A 15,132-nucleotide genomic window follows, 5' to 3' on the forward strand; every position below is an offset into this window, starting at 1 on the left:
AAGCCAGAATTCAGCATGTACCATTGTCAAAAATAGCATTAAGCTGATATTTTACTTTTTGCACGGCATCTTTGTTCTGTTGAGTTCCCTTCTCCTCAACAGACATATCCCATACTTTTTCATTATCTGATTCAATTAATGTGTAGGACGTATTATTATTACGTATCATATAACCGCGAAAATTATTTTCGATGCCCGTTGTCACAGGCTTAGCAACCCCTGAAATAACAGACTCCGTCTCTTTATTGAAAAGCTGATATTGAATATTTGCGCAGTTTAAATCACAGGGGGAACATTTAAGATTTAAAACAAGCAGTATCGTGTTATTTTCAAAAACAAGGGCATAATGATTGCTGGCAGATGAACATAACGGGAATAACGCGAGAAGGAGAATTATTATCAATTTCATATTTTTATATAGACTCCGTCAAAGAAAACTTTCATTTCACGCCCCTGAGAATAGCGAAAGGCATACCATGCAGAACGAATGCTTTGCGGACTGACGTCCTCATAGACATCTATACCATGCTAAACAAGTACGCGAGAAAGAAAATGAGAAGATTGTTATGAAAGAAAAGGTTGTGACGATAATAGGAACAATACCTATTTCATATTCATTTAATTAATAATATTAATTTTCTATTTCATCTTTGGTGATACCCCCAATGGATTTTCCGCCTATAATGCTGCACAGGTAGCTACTTCTCTTTTGCTGTGAGAAAACATTACATTGGTATAACTAATGAGAATGAGCAGAGGCATTAAGTCACGTAATATTGCGTTTCCTCTGTTAAGGCTTTTGTGTGAAAAGAGCATTACTTTTAGTCAGTTAGGTAGCATTACATAAGCAGAACTAAATTTGAGAAAACCTCGAAAAATCAGCAGATTGAATTGATGGATGGTATTGTTTTTTTAAAAGAATTTTAATTGCTAACCTGCGATAATACGCTTAAGATGAACACATATCTATTGAGCTAAAGTAGTCGCTCAATCAATCTGATTGTTATGGAGTGAGTGTGTGATACTTACAATGCCATCCAGCCGATACCAATAGAATCCTCAACCTCCGATAATTGTCACCCAAAAATCAGGAGATAAAATATGACGTTAAAACCAGGTGAGAAATCCGGTAATAATGGAGGTATCTATGTGGAGGTTGGGCCGCGTGGTGGGATAAAAGATAACTTCGCCACGATAGCGGAAACAAAACCGCGCCACCAACGCAACGCCCTAAAAGCTACTGGGTGCTGGCAAAAAGAACACCTAACAGTAAACGTAAGCCAGAGCATCTGGCGCCACGACAGTTGGCGCCGACTGATCACAGTACGCCCGGTGCTTTACCGCCTGGCAAGCATTGTGCAAGATGCTCCGTGAGGAAATCGATGCAGATTTTGATACGATCAGAACTTGATGAACGCCGGGTATATACAGCCCAGATATTCGCTTCCTGATACCACTGAGGCAACACGCGAACCAGTTCACCTCGTTCAATATACTGCGCAACATCCCATTCCGACCGCAATGTAATGCCATGGCCTTTCAGGGCCCAAATAAGCACCACACTGCCGCTGTTGGAAGAATGAAAACCGTTTAGTCGGCAATGTGTCTGCTGCTTACCGTCCGTTAATATCCAATTTCCAAATGCCGAGTTTTTTTCCTGAATCATTAGGCAATCGTGCTGCACAAGCGCACTAACAGACTCTGGCTTGCCGTGGCGTTCGAGGTATTCAGGGGAAGCACACAGGATCCGTCGATTAGTGGCTAACTGCCGTGCGATATACAATTCGTTGATATCATCCCCAACGCGAATTTCAATATCGATCCCCTCTTCCACCAGATCCACTTCACGATCCGTTAGCGTGAGTTTTACCGTAATATCAGGATAGGAGATCATAAATGACGACAGCGCCTCTGCGACATATTTATGCCCAAAACCAAATGAGCAGTTGATGGTGATATTACCAGCCAACACACCACGTTGATTATCCAAACGACTGACAAAACCATCCATTTCACTGACGACCTGCATAGCCCCACCCAGCGCATTTTCGCCTTCCGGTGTGAGACGCATCACTCTGTTATTTCGAAAAAAAAGCCGGGCGTTGAGACATTTTTCAAGGATAGCGATACGTTTGCTGATATAGGAGGGAGATAACCCCAGCTCCAGCGCTGCCCGGGCAAATCCACCGTTGCGAGCAACGGTGACAAAAACGAAAAGATCTTCAACAGAAGGCCAGCCCTCAAGGGGCTGGCGATGTTTTTTTCCTACAGGTGTCGTTTTCATAGCATCAGTGCGAAGTTGCAAAGGATGACCGAGTTATAACACTGAATGTAAAAAGGACTGAAGTTTCTGGATAAAGTACTCAGGACACTCTTCCTGCGGGGAGTGTCCGCAAGGCAATGCTTCCCCCTGAACGTTCAGCGCCTTTTCTTTCCAGGTACCAACCACATCATATAGTTGCCCTACCGTTCCCAGCCCTCCCCACAGCAACTGTAACGGACACCGGATACGCGCCGACGTATCTGCGGCATCATCGTCCAAATCAATCGTCGCAGCAGCCCGGTAGTCCTCACAGATCGCGTGGATCATCTCAGGGTTCTGGTAACAGCGCAGGTATTCATTGAATGCTTCCTGCGAGGTCGCGCCCTCTATTTTTAGCTGGCCAGAAATATGCTTACGCAGAAAAAATGCCGGATCGTGCGCAATCATCGTTTCGGGTAACGGGAAAGGTTGAATCAGGAAAAACCACCAAAAGTAACGCGTAGCAAAGGATTTATCGGTCAAGGCGTACATCGTCGCGGTTGGAGCAATGTCGATAAAAGTACAACAGGTCACACGATCCGGATAATCCAGCGCGAGCCTGTGTCCTACGCGTCCGCCACGATCATGCCCTACAAAGGCAAAACGGGAAAAGCCGAGCGCGTCCATTAACATGGCGATATCCTGCGCCATGGTGCGCTTTGAATAGGTACGGTGCGCCGGATCGCTCGTTGGTTTATCGCTGTCGCCATAGCCACGCAAATCCGGCAAAATGACTGTATGATTTTGCGCCAATGTCGGTGCGACTTTCCGCCATGTTGTATGATTCTGCGGATGCCCATGTAGCAGTACCAAAGGTGAACCGCTGCCTCCGATAGCCACTCTTACCGTCAGACCATTTTCCAGACGAACATCCTTGAGCGCAAACCCCGGAATAAACGGAGAGGCGCCGCATTCAATCAGTGTACTCATCACTTTCTCCCGTCATGCCAGCTAACAGATGATGTTAAATAACGGCTATCCCGGACGACATTGCGCAGGGTTCCAATATGTTCAATCTCAACTTCAATAACATCACCATCGTGTAAAAACAGCGGTGGAACGCGTTTTTTGCCCACTCCACCAGGCGACCCTGTGAGGATCGTGTCGCCAGGGGAAAGCAGAGTAAAGGTGCTTATATAAGCAATGAGTGAAGCGATAGGATGGATCATATTTGCCGTAGATTCGTTCTGCACCTCCCGCCCGTTTAGTCGTGTCAGTAAACGTAGCATCTGGGGATCGGGAATATCGTCTGTGGTCACCAGACACGGACCGAATGATCCTGTCGAAGGCCAGTTTTTTCCAGCCGTAAACCAGCTATGCTGCCAGTCCCTCACTGAACCATCCATATAGCAGCTGTATCCGGCGACATAATCTAAAGCATCCTCAGCGCTGACCCGGGAGCATGGCCGCCCAATCACTACGGCTAATTCACCTTCGTAGTCGAACTCATTGGTATTTTCAGGCTTCAGCAGCAGGCTATTATGCCCGGTCTGAGAATCCGCAAAGCGGACAAAAAGGGTTGGGGCCGGGTTGGTTTCATTAAACTCAATACGCTTATCGGCGTAATTCATTCCGACACAGATGATCTTCTGCGGATCGTCAATCACCGGCAGAAAAGTGACTTCCTGGTAGTAATAATCCGCCGGCTCATCACACCATAACGCCGCATCCGTCAGCGCATTAGCGCACAGTAGAGATTTCAAAGTGGGATATTTGTCGCCAAGCCGCTGCGAGAGATCAATTATTCCGGTTTCCTGCATAATGCCGTAGCGTTTGCCACCGTTCACAAGATATTGAACCAGTTTCATTGCAGTCTTCTTCCTTAACCGCGCGGGGATGCAGGGCGTTTTAACCACGGCCGCCGTGAATAATGCGCAACCTCAAAATTTTCAATCTCCGGCAAGTATTGCAATGTCCAGGCTATCGCATCTTCGCCTGCGGCCAGCATCGCCCGTTTGAGTTCACTGATCACAAAGGAGATCGTTTCCTCTGCCGTCGTAATTTCGCAGCGATCGAGTGAAACAGTGATAGAATTGGTATCAGCACTCGCGGCAAGCTGCGCCAGGCGCGCCAAAGCAGGTTCATCTAATGAGACCGTGAGGATCCCGTTGCGTTGGCAGTTATCATTGAAAATGCCTGCAAATGTGCTACCTATCAGCCCCCGTATTCCCAGTTGTTTTAATCCCCATACGGCGTGTTCACGACTCGATCCACAGCCAAAATTGGGGCCAACCAGCAGGAATGTCGCGCTCTGCCAGCCCGGCATGTTCAGAATAAAATCAGGATTTGGTTGGCCGCCAGCCATAAAGCGACGATCGAAAAACACCCCTTTATCCAGCCCCTGGCGATCGATCCCTTTCAGGAACTGTTTTGGCATAATCACATCAGTGTCGATATTCGGTTCCAGCATCGGCGCAATTCGCCCGCTGATTTGCTTAAACGTATCCATCTTATTCCCCTGCCTGAAGTAATGACCGAACATCGACCAGATGCCCCGCTACCGCCGCCGCCGCAACCATCGCCGGGCTCATCAAATGCGTTCTTGCTCCAGCGCCCTGTCGTCCAGGGAAATTACGGTTCGTACCTGATGCACAGCGATCGCCGGGCGACAACACATCTTCATTCATCGCAAGGCACATTGAGCAACCCGACTGCCGCCATTCAAAACCGGCAGCAATAAAGATTTTCGCCAGTCCTTCTTCTTCCGCCTGGCGTCTTACCATTGTTGAGCCAGGCACAATGATCCCGCGAACATGGCTGGCGATTTTGCGCCCTTCAAGCACCTTCGCAACGGCACGCAAATCCTCAATGCGACCATTTGTGCATGAACCAATAAAAGCGTGAGAGATACGAATATCTTTCAGCAACATGCCAGCCGTTAATCCCATGTAATGAAGGGCCTTCTCAAGCGCCAGGCGCTTAAGCGGATTGGTTTCCTGTTCCGGGAAAGGGACACGTCCGGTGATGGAACCTGTTTGATCCGGACTGATTCCCCAGGTGACTTTAGGCTCAAGATCATGGCAGTTGATCGCCACCGTCTTATCAAATACTGCATCAGCATCGCTGCTCAACTGTGACCATTCCAGCAATGCCTGCTGCCAGAGTTCACCTACAGGCATTTGCGGTTTACCGTAGATATAGTCAAAAACCTTTTTATCCGGCGCAATAATGGCACCACGCGCCCCCGCTTCTACCGCCATGTTGCAGAGCGTCATTCGTCCTTCAACGCTCAACGCGCTGATGGCCTCACCCACAAATTCAATGGCATATCCCGTCGCGCCATCAGCGCCAATACGTTCAAGCAATTCAAGAACAATATCTTTTGCGGAACAGGCGAAAGGTAGCTCTCCCTGAACACTTACGCGCATGGTTTTGAGCTTGCGGTAAACCAACGTCTGCGTGGCCAGCAGATGTTCAATTTCCGACGTCCCGATACCAAAGCCCAGCGCGCCAAATGCACCGTAGGTTGTCGTGTGACTATCCCCGGCGGCGATCACCATGCCAGGCATCACTAGCCCTTGTTCATGAGCAACCACGTGTTCAATCCCCTGACGCGGATCCAGCACATCAAATAATGTGATGCCAAAGTCAGCGGCATTTTCCCGAAAGTAATCAACCTGTAGCTGTCCTCCCGGATCGGTCATTAAGACATCCCGTTGCGACCGCGTGGGATTAACATGGTCAATATTCAATAAAAACGTGTCGGGGTGCCGAACGGTGCGACCGCGTTCTCTTAACCCGCTAAATGCTTGCGGGCTGGTATATTCATTCAGTATTGAACGATCAATATAAAGTAAAACATGTCCTTCGTTATCAAGTTCACGAATGGTATGTGACTCAACTAATTTTTCATACAGCGTTTTAGCAGACATATATATTCCTGGGGCAACGAATATCCGGGTAGCCAAATATTCACAATTTAAGCTTTTAGCTATAGTGACACATTAATGAAAAAATGATGATTCCATTATGGAAAGTATAAAAACACACTTCGTGTCTATAATCAGAAACTCTCCTGAACTGACTGTTTTTTGATTTGCGGTTGTTTCTCATATTTTGCGAAAATAAACCGGCAGATAAATAATCCTATCCCCAGCATCATCAGACATGATGCCGCAATAGCATTCCATCCCTGCCAGGAGAAAAGATACCCGTTTAAATACCCCATTACTGCACCGCCAGAGTAGTAGCAAAGTAGATAAAACGATGTCGCCTGTCCTTTTGCGTTTGGACTCCGTGAACTGACCCAGGCTAATACGGTGGAATGAGCAGAGAAAAATGCGACTGATAGTAAAACGATACCTGAAATGAAAACCCACAGAGAAGGGGCGATTAGCGTGAGAAATGCACCGACCATCATACAGATGATCAGCATACTGAGCGCATTCATCGACCCAATATTCAACGCGACACGGGCAGCATATGGCGCAAGAAAAAAAGTTAATGAGAAGCTAACTGGAATCAAACCTATCCAGGTGTAGCTCAGCTCATAAGGCGGTCGATGCAGGTAAAACGCCAGAAAATTAAAGATGGACGTAAAAGAGCCGAAAAGAATAAATCCAATGACAAAACATAATGATACGCGGATATTCTTAAAATGTTCCAACCCGCCTTTCAACACTGCACCAAGCTGTAGTGAAGGTGTAGGAACAAACTGTCGGGATGTCGGGAGAAACAACTTCACCGCGAGTGCCATAGCAATCAGAACACCACCGAAGATAAAGAAAATCGTATCTATAGATACATGCTCCATCATCAAAGTTGCAAACACACGACCAGACATACTCCCTAGCGAATTGCCAAAAATAAAATATCCAGTAACAATCCCTGCCAAAGCAGGAGAGACTTCTTCACTGATATAGACTGTAACGGCCGCCGTAATACCACTTACTGCAATGCCGAGCAAAGCGCGGTATACCACCAGCATCGGCCATGATGATGCAGTTGCGCACAATAGAGTTAAAATACCTCCTGCCAGCAACGAATAAAAAATGATTGGCTTTCGCCCAAAACGGTCAGATAACGTGCCGCTAAATAACATGGCTAATGCCAGAAACCCCACCTCAGCAGACAAAATCATCCCTACCTGATTCAATGGGATATTATAAACCTCACTTAACTTTGGTAATAAAGCCTGGATTGAATATAAAGAAGCTAACTCTGCCAAACCCGCCAGAGGTAATATCATTAAAATAGGCAAGTACTTACCTATTGTCTCTTCAATATTATTTTTCATACACAATGTTCCGTAAAAGATCCTGATTACCATCTGCCTGTTTGCCAACAAACATCCGTGTATACAATATTTATCTTTTACGTTTGCAGAATTGACAGCGTTCACATTTTATTTTTCTTAATAGAGACAAAATGGAATCAAGTGTTTTATGAAATGTAGATCATCTAAGAATGACGCGGTAATGGCAACGTAGTAAGTTATGAATTATATATTTATTCAATAAATATATAGACATTAATTTGACGAAAAGAAATGAATCGGCAGCCCAAAACTGTCACTGGCAACCCTTCTGGACGCCGCCATCCTTAGATGGAAACGTCCGTTAGCGTTTTATTCGATAGTCAGCTCACACGAGTTCTTTGAGCTGCTCCTGCATATAGGTCGAAAAATACTCTGGGTTTTTGATAAGGATGCGGTTACCGGAGGCGACTTTTTCTGCCCATCCGGCCACTTTTTTCGTGAACTCAGGATTCCATCCCTCCTGCTCACCCCTTGCCATCACAACTTCCGGACTCGCTGGCACACCTAAGTCATGCAAATACTTTAGAATTCCCTTAGCGGTACTTTCATCCATTGAATGGGGTACTGACGCCGAAGTGTTCATACCACCAATAAAATCCAAGGCTTTTTCAATTGCTGTTGGCATGCTCTTATCCTTAAAATTAACCACGTGAGAGGCACCTTGATACTATGTACCCAACTCCGCCGGGATATCAAAGAGAACATCGCCTTTCTTTGACTTACCCCGCAGCTAAACGCTTGCGCGGCTGTTTTCTGCGCTATTTTTTGGCTTCTCCGGCTAAAACCAGCCCGGTCGCCACCGCATTGCGCGGGCCTTCAGTACCACGGATATTACCCTGCCCGGCGACAACGCTGTACTACGCCATCGTTATTGATAATGGCGGCATCGGTGGATCCTGCGCCTAAATCGAGGATCGCCAGCGGAGCGGCGCATCCAGGCGTCGTTAACGCGCCAGCCACAGCCATGTTGGCTTCCACACCACCGACTTCAACTGGGGTATTTAACCGGGCGCTTAGCTCGCTGGCGATAGCCTGCATCTGTAAGCGATCGGATTTCACCATCGCCGCAATGCCAACGGCGTTTTCCATTGAACATTCCCCGGCAATGCCACCCTGTACCGCGCGGGGAATAAACGTATCCACCGCCAGAAGATCCTGGATATGCACGGCGTTCATGTCATGACAGGTCAGCGAGGCCATTGATCTTACCCAGCAATAGTGGACATGCGACTAAGTGAGTAAACTCTCAAGTAAGAGGTGACTCACATGACAAAACCAGCATCAACCACCAAAAAGCCACGCAAGCAGCACACGCCTGAATTTCGTCAGGAAGCCCTGAAACTGGCTGAACGCATTGGGGTGGCCGCTACCGTCCGCGAGCTTAACCTGTATGAATCACAACTCTATAACTGACGAAGCAAACAGCAAAATCAGCTCTCTTCTTCTGACCGCGAACAGGCGATGCCCGCAGAGATCGCCCATCTAAAACGTCCACTGGCAGAAGGGGATGAGGAACTGGCCATTCTCCAGAAGGCCGCGACATACTTCGCGAAGCGCCTGAAATGAAGTATGTCTTCATCGAAAAACATCAGGCTGAGTTCAATATCAAAGCCATGTGCCGTGTACTTCAGATTGCCCGTAGCGGCTGGTACGTCTGGCATCAGCGTCGTCATCAGATAAACCGGCGTCAGCGGTTCCGCCTTGTCTGTGATAACGTCGTCCGGGAAGCATTCAGTGACGCAAAATAACGCTATGGTGCGCCACGCCTGACGGATGAGCTTCGTGCTCAGGGTTACCAGTTCAACGTGAAAACCGTGGCGGCCAGCCTGCGTCGGCAGGGGCTGCGGGCGAAAGCCTCGCGCCGGTTCCGTCCGGTCAGTTACCGCAAACATGGTCTGCCAGTCTCAGAGAATCTGCTGAAGCAGGACTTTTACGCCAGCGGCCCGAATCAGAAGTGGGTGGGTGACATCACGTATCTTCGCACTGGTGAAGGCTGGCTTTATCTGGCCGTGGTTATCGATCTGTGGTCGCGGTCAGTCATTGGCTGGTCGATGTCCTCGCGGATGACAGCACAGCTTGCCTGCGATGCGTTACAGATGGCGCTGTGGCGGCGTAAATGTCCGGAAAATGTCATCGTGCATACAGACAGAGGCGGTCAGTACTGTTCAACGGATTACCAGAGCTTACTGAAACGCCATAATCTGCGGGGAAGTATGAGCGCCAGAGGTTGTTGTTACGACAATGCCTGTGCGGAAAGCTTCTTCCATACGCTGAGGGTAGAATGTATCCACGGAGAGGACTTTGTCAGCCGGGAAATAATGCGGACAGCAGTGTTTAATTATAGTGAGTGTGATTACAATCGGTGGCGTCGTCACAGTGCCTGTGGCGGTCTCAGTCCGGAACAATTTGAAAACCAGAACCTCGCTTAGGGTTGTGCCCATATTACGCGGGTAGGATCACAGCTCTTTCCTTCTGCCACAAGTTTTCGGGCATCATCACGACGAGAACTGGCATCTGCAAGTGTGATCGTCGGATACACACCCAGCGAGATCATTTTTGGCTTACCGGCAAAACGATAACGGAACCGCCAGCTCTTGCTTCCATTAGGTTCAATTAGCAATGACAACCCTTGCCCATCTCCGAGTGTATAGGCTTTAGTTTCAGGCTTAGCGCGGCGAATCTGCATATCGTTTAAAAGCATGTGTACAGGAATCCAAGACCGAACAGGAACATATACACAATCCTATACACCTTCAGTGTCGGATTCTACTGGATGGTTACGGACGGTGATGGACAAAAAAGCAATAAAGTCGTTATAAATCAGTGTATTTATGGATGAATACGGACGTTTGAGGAACTTGAGATGGTGCCGATAATAGGAGTCGAACCTACGACCTTCGCATTACGAACTGACTAAACCACTGTTCTAGTATGTTTTATACCGTCTTTAAAATTCAATTTTATTAAATAAAATCAATACCATAAATAAAAAACCTGTTTGTTATCGTTTCTCTCTGTTTCTCCTGATATCATGCTAATTGTGTACCCGAGAGTGTACCCCAAAAAGGACCTGAATATGGCGCTCAGTATCACTCAAGACAGGCAATTAGCATCTCTATCCGCCACTGAAGAAGAGAAAGAAATCGTTGTCTCTGTTAAATCAAAAGCGGGTGGAGGCCTCTATGTTCGTGTTCGCCACGGTAGCGAAAGTAAAAGCTGGATTTATCGCTACCGGATTGCACAAAAACAGATCAAGCTAACATTGGGTAGCTATCCCGCAATGGGATTAGCCCAGGCTCGCCAGGCTCACGCTGAAGCTGCTGACTTCGTAAAAAAGGGAATTGATCCTCGCTACGCAAAAAAAATCGAGAAACAGCAGAACGAGAAAATGCCAATATTTGCCGACTTATGGAAAAATTGGCTGGCATTCAGAAAAGAAAGTAAACCTATAAGCGCTCGAACTCTTGCAGACTATGAAGGCGCTTATCGCCGCCACCTTGAAAAAGCATTAGGTAACAGACGTGTCGACGATCTCAGCCGCGCGGTTCTTTTCGAGCACCTCAGCCATGTCAGAAAAAGTAGCGCAGAAGCCGTCCGTAAGGGATTAATCATCCTCAACATGACACTTGACCATGCAAGTTTACAAGGTCTAATTGAGCATAATCCTGCTCGTTTGCTCAAACCGGCAATGTTTGGTGCATCCATGAGTAAACCTCGCGATCGTTGGCTGCCGCGAGAGGAGCTACAGATGCTCTGGAAGGTGCTGGATGAAGCAACTATAGGTGGCGGCTCTGTCGTCTCAGGTGGCCGTGGATTAGCCTCCAGCGTCGTGTTATCTCGATCGGTGGCAAATGCACTACGTCTAATTATTTTCACTGGGGCTCGCCGCTCTGAAGCAGCAGAAATGCGTTGGGATCAAATCAATGGCGATCGCTGGACCATCCCGGCAACGAAGAACGGTAAAAACCATGTAGTTACGCTGCACCCATCAGCCCTTTCTTTACTAAAAGAACAGCGTCTCATTACTGAAGGGGCATATGTCTTTGGCTCCACCAGCAAACCGGGATTTCCCATAACCGGCGACGCCCTTACCCGCGCTCTGGAACGAGTACGAGTTAAATATATGGGAGAGATTGATCCCTTTTCCCCTCATGATTTACGCCGAAGCGTTGCTACCGGCTGTGCCGAGTATCTGGATGCGCCTGAGCGTTTAATCGAGCTCTTGCTTAACCATGTACCTAAAGATCGGTTAATTCGAACATATCAGGTTGGGCAGCAGGCTGAAAAGCTGAGAAAGTTATTTCTAAATTGGGGTGATTTTATCCAGCAGGAAGTGATTAATACGCCTACAGCGATGCCAGATAACGTGGTCCAGGTGCAGTTTGGTAGTCGATAGAATAGATACATGGCCTATATGCCATAGGCCATGTATGTCATTGAGCAACGTGGTTAGGTATCCAGCCTTTACGATGTAAAGTATCTACTGCTAAAGAGATCTGCCGGGGCGTAAATTGCCGTTTTCTCTCATTCCAGGCATAAATGTATTCTGTGACGTCCTCGGGCGAGGTCAGGGACTCGTGTCTCATAGCCCAGTGAACCGTTGACAGTAGTTCCAGACCGAAAGGTGACTCAAATCCGTCAACCAACTCCGAAACCTTCTGAAAGCGCATCCAGGTATCTTCCTGCCGTTCAAGATACCTTTTTGCCTCTTCTGCCGCCCCAGGAACCAGCATTAGCTGCTTGTCAGGTATATCACCGCCATCGGAATAACCGGAGATCATATGCCCTTCAATTGCATTCAGCACATGTCGTAAGTTTTCAGCATAGGGTCCGTAATGTGCTTTCTGATACTTAAGGCGTAATGGCTCACCAGATTCTTGCATGAAATACATCAATTTATGTAATTCAAGCAATGAGATAAACGGATCGAGTAACCCATTGAGATAACGCTGCATCAATTCAACCAACGCAGCCCGACCCGGTGTCATCTTTGGCACTTCAGTTTTATGGGCCATACGCTCTGATGATGGCGCACCTTTGGGATCGTAAATCTCTACCTGCACGCCCTCCAGCGGTCGAACCGCTGACTCTATCAAGGGTTTGACATCCAGCCAATCCAACCCCCCTAAGCCACTGCCCAGTGGGGGGATCGCAATTGAGTGAATATCATAGTGCCTGATAACTGATACCAGATCGTCCAGGCCCGCTACGATATCTTCAATGCGGCTTTTCCCTTTCCAGTGGCGCTTGGTCGGGAAATTGATGATATAGCGAGGTCCGGTTAGCCTTCCGGTCTCAAACACAAACATTTTGCCAGGAATAACCTGCCCAGCTTTACAAGCCGCTGCATAAGCTTTGAAGTTATCCGGGTAAGCATTTTTAAACTGCAAGGCAATGCCCCGCCCCATAACCCCAACACAATTAACCGTGTTGATGATAGCTTCGGTCTCTGACTGGAGAATGTCACCATGTCTGTATTCAATCATTTTGAAATCCTCATCAGTAGTACCATTCTCGTTTCACCTCAACAGGAGGACGGTGTCCATCTGGTGGAAGCATGTTAGCAACCTGCTGATAAATCAAAGGTGAATGAACTCCGATGCATTCAACCAAATGCCAGGGAAAACTATGCTCAATCAGGAACTCCGATTGTTTCGCCTCTTTAACACCATTACCACCGCTCCACTGATGAGTTTGTATCGCAGGCCAATTCAGCTCTCCGAGTTGATCTGGTTGGCAGCGATCCTCAAAGTAAAGCGACCCGGCATTAGACAATGTGAATGCCCAGCGTTGGTGATGTTGTTCCGCCCACGCCATGACAGTATAGAGGTCAGCCTCAAGATGCAAAATCGGCTCCTGACCTCCATGATAAGCCAGCTCTGGATGGTTAGCCTTATGTATCAGGTATAGCATTACCGAGCGCGGGCAAAAATAAAAAGGCACACATTGCCCCACATGCAGGTCAGGATAACTGGTTAGCGTCAGCTCATGGAGCCGACGCTGTTTAATACTGCTCATGCCGATCATTGTACCGGTTTCACTACGAGCCGAGATGAGCGCATCAGACAACAATCCTTCGGCAATGACAGACCTGAGTCGATCAAGATGAAGAATATGATAAATCTTAGGGCGTTCAGGGATCGACATGTAAACCAGCTCCTTTCAGCAATCCAATGCCAATTAGCCGCAATAATAACAAATTTTGGGAACAGAAATAGGATGAACACCATGCTTACTGGATTGAGGACTACATGACCGTCAGCATTCCTGGATAATGTTTAGCAATGATATCATTCATCTTCTCTACCAGATCCAACCGTTTGAACGTAATGTGCCCGCTCCCCTTCTGAAAGTAACGAATAGTGAAAAGTTCGTCTTCGAAAACCTGCTGATGCGGATTGTCACGCACGAAGTCCATAAACCGGATGGAGACATCATGCCGGTTATCGGGAATGGTCTTCCCGTCAAGCAGGTACAGCATCCGCTCCAGATCGGCGAGCTGATCGCGCCGCCAGCCCCAGTTCAGACTGAAGCCCCATCTGTCATGCTTCACCAGATTATTGACGATAATCTTCTTACCGAAATAACAGGGATTATTGGTTTTGTAGTTCCAGCTTAACCCTTTAAATACATTGATAATCCCACGTTCGAAAACCTCCTGCTTATTGCGGTGGAGTTGTTCAAAGGTACTCAGGATATTGGCTTCGCTAATAGCTGGGAGATCCCCCTCCTCCAGGTTCTTCGCCCACTGGCTGCGGGCTTCAGCGTCCATCAAAGTCAGCATCCCCGATTTCAGCATCAGATCGCGCCAGATGCTGCGATCGATATTGCGGGCGATTACCGGCAAGGCTTTATCCACCGGTTGCATCAGCCAGCAGTCAAAAGCTCGCCCCTGCCGCATCGCCCAGTGCTCCGCCGTGTTGCCGCCAATACTGGATGCCAGACGGGAAATCTCATTAAGCTGGTGGATGACGGCTTCAATTTGTTGCAGCGCAGCATTCCGCCCGGTGACGATCCGTTCAATATTTGTCGAGCAGATAAGTTCGTTATGGTTAGTTAACACTTCAGCTTCTGTTTGCATAATTTTTCGTCCGTATAAAAGCAAACACGCCTGCCGGGAATGGCAGGCGCATTATGCAGGGAGTTAACAGGGAAGAAAGATCGGGAATGTAATACGGGAAGGCTGCTCGCAAGATTCAGTGTGCCGCGAGATAGCGTTGACGTCGCAACAGACCCGTAGCCTGTCGCGCCCGCAGAATGTCTACAGCCCGAAGATAGGGTGATTGTTCCTGCCAGCTAAATCCCTTGCGATCGATACGAACCAGCTCGTATTTCTCTACAATAAAGTTCACGGCATTAGCCAGCGTGATACCGGCGTCAATGTGTTCCTGAATCACCTTCTCTACGCTAAACGGCGTGTCACTGAGTTCGAGCCCATAATGTTTAGCCAGTAAATGGGTCAGCAGTTTTTGCCAGATTTCGACAGGCGACGGCTGTGACGGGGTCGCCCGGTGTGGGTGGTTGTATTGGGTTTGCATAATGAAATTCCGTTAGTAAACAGATATTGAGGGGG

14 protein-coding genes and 4 pseudogenes are annotated in these 15,132 nt (G+C 47.8%); 3 read left to right on the top strand and 15 right to left on the bottom strand.

What is annotated here, in order from left to right; genetic code table 11:
* Positions 1–10: 10 nt before the first annotated feature.
* A complete protein-coding gene (locus NA330_RS12330; protein ID WP_023242217.1) occupies positions 11–409 on the bottom strand; it encodes a hypothetical protein in 399 nt (132 codons plus the stop codon).
* A gap of 692 nt (positions 410–1,101) precedes the next feature.
* On the opposite strand from NA330_RS12330, the gene NA330_RS12335 reads away from it, so the two are divergent.
* Positions 1,102–1,374, top strand: a complete 273-nt coding sequence (locus tag NA330_RS12335) for a hypothetical protein (RefSeq protein ID WP_001675688.1) — start codon at positions 1,102–1,104, stop codon at positions 1,372–1,374.
* Here the strand turns inward: NA330_RS12335 and NA330_RS12340 are convergent.
* From NA330_RS12340 to NA330_RS12380, 9 genes and pseudogenes are all read right to left on the bottom strand, one after another.
* The gene (locus tag NA330_RS12340; RefSeq protein ID WP_023242218.1) at positions 1,319–2,284 is read right to left on the bottom strand and encodes a LysR family transcriptional regulator; all 966 of its coding nucleotides are present in this window, start codon (positions 2,282–2,284) and stop codon (positions 1,319–1,321) included. The two genes, NA330_RS12335 and NA330_RS12340, sit on opposite strands and share 56 nt — an antisense overlap.
* Positions 2,285–2,317: 33 nt before the next feature.
* The gene (locus NA330_RS12345; RefSeq protein WP_023242219.1) at positions 2,318–3,232 is read right to left on the bottom strand and encodes an alpha/beta fold hydrolase; all 915 of its coding nucleotides are present in this window, start codon (positions 3,230–3,232) and stop codon (positions 2,318–2,320) included.
* Positions 3,232–4,110: a fumarylacetoacetate hydrolase family protein gene (locus NA330_RS12350; protein ID WP_023242220.1), complete on the bottom strand. Its 879-nt coding sequence runs from the start codon at positions 4,108–4,110 to the stop codon at positions 3,232–3,234. The genes NA330_RS12345 and NA330_RS12350 overlap by 1 nt, the downstream gene beginning before the upstream one ends.
* A 14-nt stretch (positions 4,111–4,124) precedes the next feature.
* Positions 4,125–4,751: a 3-isopropylmalate dehydratase small subunit gene (gene leuD, locus NA330_RS12355; protein ID WP_023242221.1), complete on the bottom strand. Its 627-nt coding sequence runs from the start codon at positions 4,749–4,751 to the stop codon at positions 4,125–4,127.
* A gap of 1 nt (position 4,752) precedes the next feature.
* Positions 4,753–6,174 carry a 3-isopropylmalate dehydratase large subunit gene (leuC, locus tag NA330_RS12360; protein ID WP_001274861.1) on the bottom strand — a complete coding sequence of 474 codons (1,422 nt, stop codon included), beginning with the start codon at positions 6,172–6,174 and terminating at the stop codon, positions 4,753–4,755.
* Between the two features lie 131 nt (positions 6,175–6,305).
* A complete protein-coding gene (locus NA330_RS12365) occupies positions 6,306–7,544 on the bottom strand; it encodes an MFS transporter (protein ID WP_012543325.1) in 1,239 nt (412 codons plus the stop codon).
* Positions 7,545–7,884: 340 nt separating this feature from the next.
* Positions 7,885–8,208 carry a DUF1889 family protein gene (locus NA330_RS12370; RefSeq protein ID WP_001573898.1) on the bottom strand — a complete coding sequence of 108 codons (324 nt, stop codon included), beginning with the start codon at positions 8,206–8,208 and terminating at the stop codon, positions 7,885–7,887.
* Between the two features lie 109 nt (positions 8,209–8,317).
* A pseudogene (locus tag NA330_RS12375) lies at positions 8,318–8,393 on the bottom strand (diol dehydratase reactivase ATPase-like domain-containing protein); the annotation flags it as partial.
* Positions 8,394–8,759: pseudogene (locus NA330_RS12380) on the bottom strand (diol dehydratase reactivase ATPase-like domain-containing protein); the annotation flags it as partial.
* Between the two features lie 66 nt (positions 8,760–8,825).
* Here NA330_RS12380 and NA330_RS12385 point away from each other — a divergent pair.
* Positions 8,826–9,988 (top strand): annotated as a pseudogene (locus tag NA330_RS12385) (IS3 family transposase).
* Between the two features lie 17 nt (positions 9,989–10,005).
* Here NA330_RS12385 and NA330_RS12390 read toward each other — a convergent pair.
* Positions 10,006–10,260, bottom strand: a pseudogene (locus NA330_RS12390) (Arm DNA-binding domain-containing protein); the annotation flags it as partial.
* Positions 10,261–10,635: 375 nt separating this feature from the next.
* Here NA330_RS12390 and NA330_RS12395 point away from each other — a divergent pair.
* Entirely contained in the window at positions 10,636–11,955 is a 1,320-nt protein-coding gene (locus tag NA330_RS12395; protein WP_023242226.1) for a tyrosine-type recombinase/integrase, read from the top strand.
* 37 nt (positions 11,956–11,992) lie between these two features.
* On the opposite strand, the gene darG is transcribed toward NA330_RS12395, so the two are convergent.
* From darG to NA330_RS12415, 4 genes are all read right to left on the bottom strand, one after another.
* On the bottom strand, positions 11,993–13,045 hold the full coding sequence (darG, locus tag NA330_RS12400) for a type II toxin-antitoxin system antitoxin DNA ADP-ribosyl glycohydrolase DarG (protein ID WP_023242227.1): 1,053 nt from the start codon (positions 13,043–13,045) through the stop codon (positions 11,993–11,995).
* A gap of 13 nt (positions 13,046–13,058) precedes the next feature.
* Positions 13,059–13,706 (bottom strand): type II toxin-antitoxin system toxin DNA ADP-ribosyl transferase DarT, encoded by a 648-nt coding sequence (darT, locus tag NA330_RS12405; protein ID WP_000026701.1) that lies wholly within the window; start codon positions 13,704–13,706, stop codon positions 13,059–13,061.
* A 100-nt stretch (positions 13,707–13,806) separates the two neighbouring features.
* Positions 13,807–14,640, bottom strand: a complete 834-nt coding sequence (locus NA330_RS12410; RefSeq protein WP_023242228.1) for a DUF4942 domain-containing protein — start codon at positions 14,638–14,640, stop codon at positions 13,807–13,809.
* A gap of 115 nt (positions 14,641–14,755) precedes the next feature.
* Entirely contained in the window at positions 14,756–15,097 is a 342-nt protein-coding gene (locus NA330_RS12415) for a TA system toxin CbtA family protein (RefSeq protein ID WP_001194750.1), read from the bottom strand.
* Between the last annotated feature and the right edge of the window lie 35 nt (positions 15,098–15,132).

This window comes from Salmonella sp. NW722 (genome assembly GCF_051702785.1).
Classification (GTDB): domain Bacteria; phylum Pseudomonadota; class Gammaproteobacteria; order Enterobacterales; family Enterobacteriaceae; genus Salmonella; species Salmonella enterica.

Coding starts and splice junctions, on each gene's coding strand:
- NA330_RS12330 (WP_023242217.1), bottom strand. CDS start 409: ATGAAATTGATAATAATTCTCCTTCTCGCGTTATTCCCGTTATGTTCA.
- NA330_RS12335 (WP_001675688.1), top strand. CDS start 1,102: ATGACGTTAAAACCAGGTGAGAAATCCGGTAATAATGGAGGTATCTAT.
- NA330_RS12340 (WP_023242218.1), bottom strand. CDS start 2,284: ATGAAAACGACACCTGTAGGAAAAAAACATCGCCAGCCCCTTGAGGGC.
- NA330_RS12345 (WP_023242219.1), bottom strand. CDS start 3,232: ATGAGTACACTGATTGAATGCGGCGCCTCTCCGTTTATTCCGGGGTTT.
- NA330_RS12350 (WP_023242220.1), bottom strand. CDS start 4,110: ATGAAACTGGTTCAATATCTTGTGAACGGTGGCAAACGCTACGGCATT.
- leuD (WP_023242221.1), bottom strand. CDS start 4,751: ATGGATACGTTTAAGCAAATCAGCGGGCGAATTGCGCCGATGCTGGAA.
- leuC (WP_001274861.1), bottom strand. CDS start 6,174: ATGTCTGCTAAAACGCTGTATGAAAAATTAGTTGAGTCACATACCATT.
- NA330_RS12395 (WP_023242226.1), top strand. CDS start 10,636: ATGGCGCTCAGTATCACTCAAGACAGGCAATTAGCATCTCTATCCGCC.
- darG (WP_023242227.1), bottom strand. CDS start 13,045: ATGATTGAATACAGACATGGTGACATTCTCCAGTCAGAGACCGAAGCT.
- darT (WP_000026701.1), bottom strand. CDS start 13,706: ATGTCGATCCCTGAACGCCCTAAGATTTATCATATTCTTCATCTTGAT.
- NA330_RS12410 (WP_023242228.1), bottom strand. CDS start 14,640: ATGCAAACAGAAGCTGAAGTGTTAACTAACCATAACGAACTTATCTGC.
- NA330_RS12415 (WP_001194750.1), bottom strand. CDS start 15,097: ATGCAAACCCAATACAACCACCCACACCGGGCGACCCCGTCACAGCCG.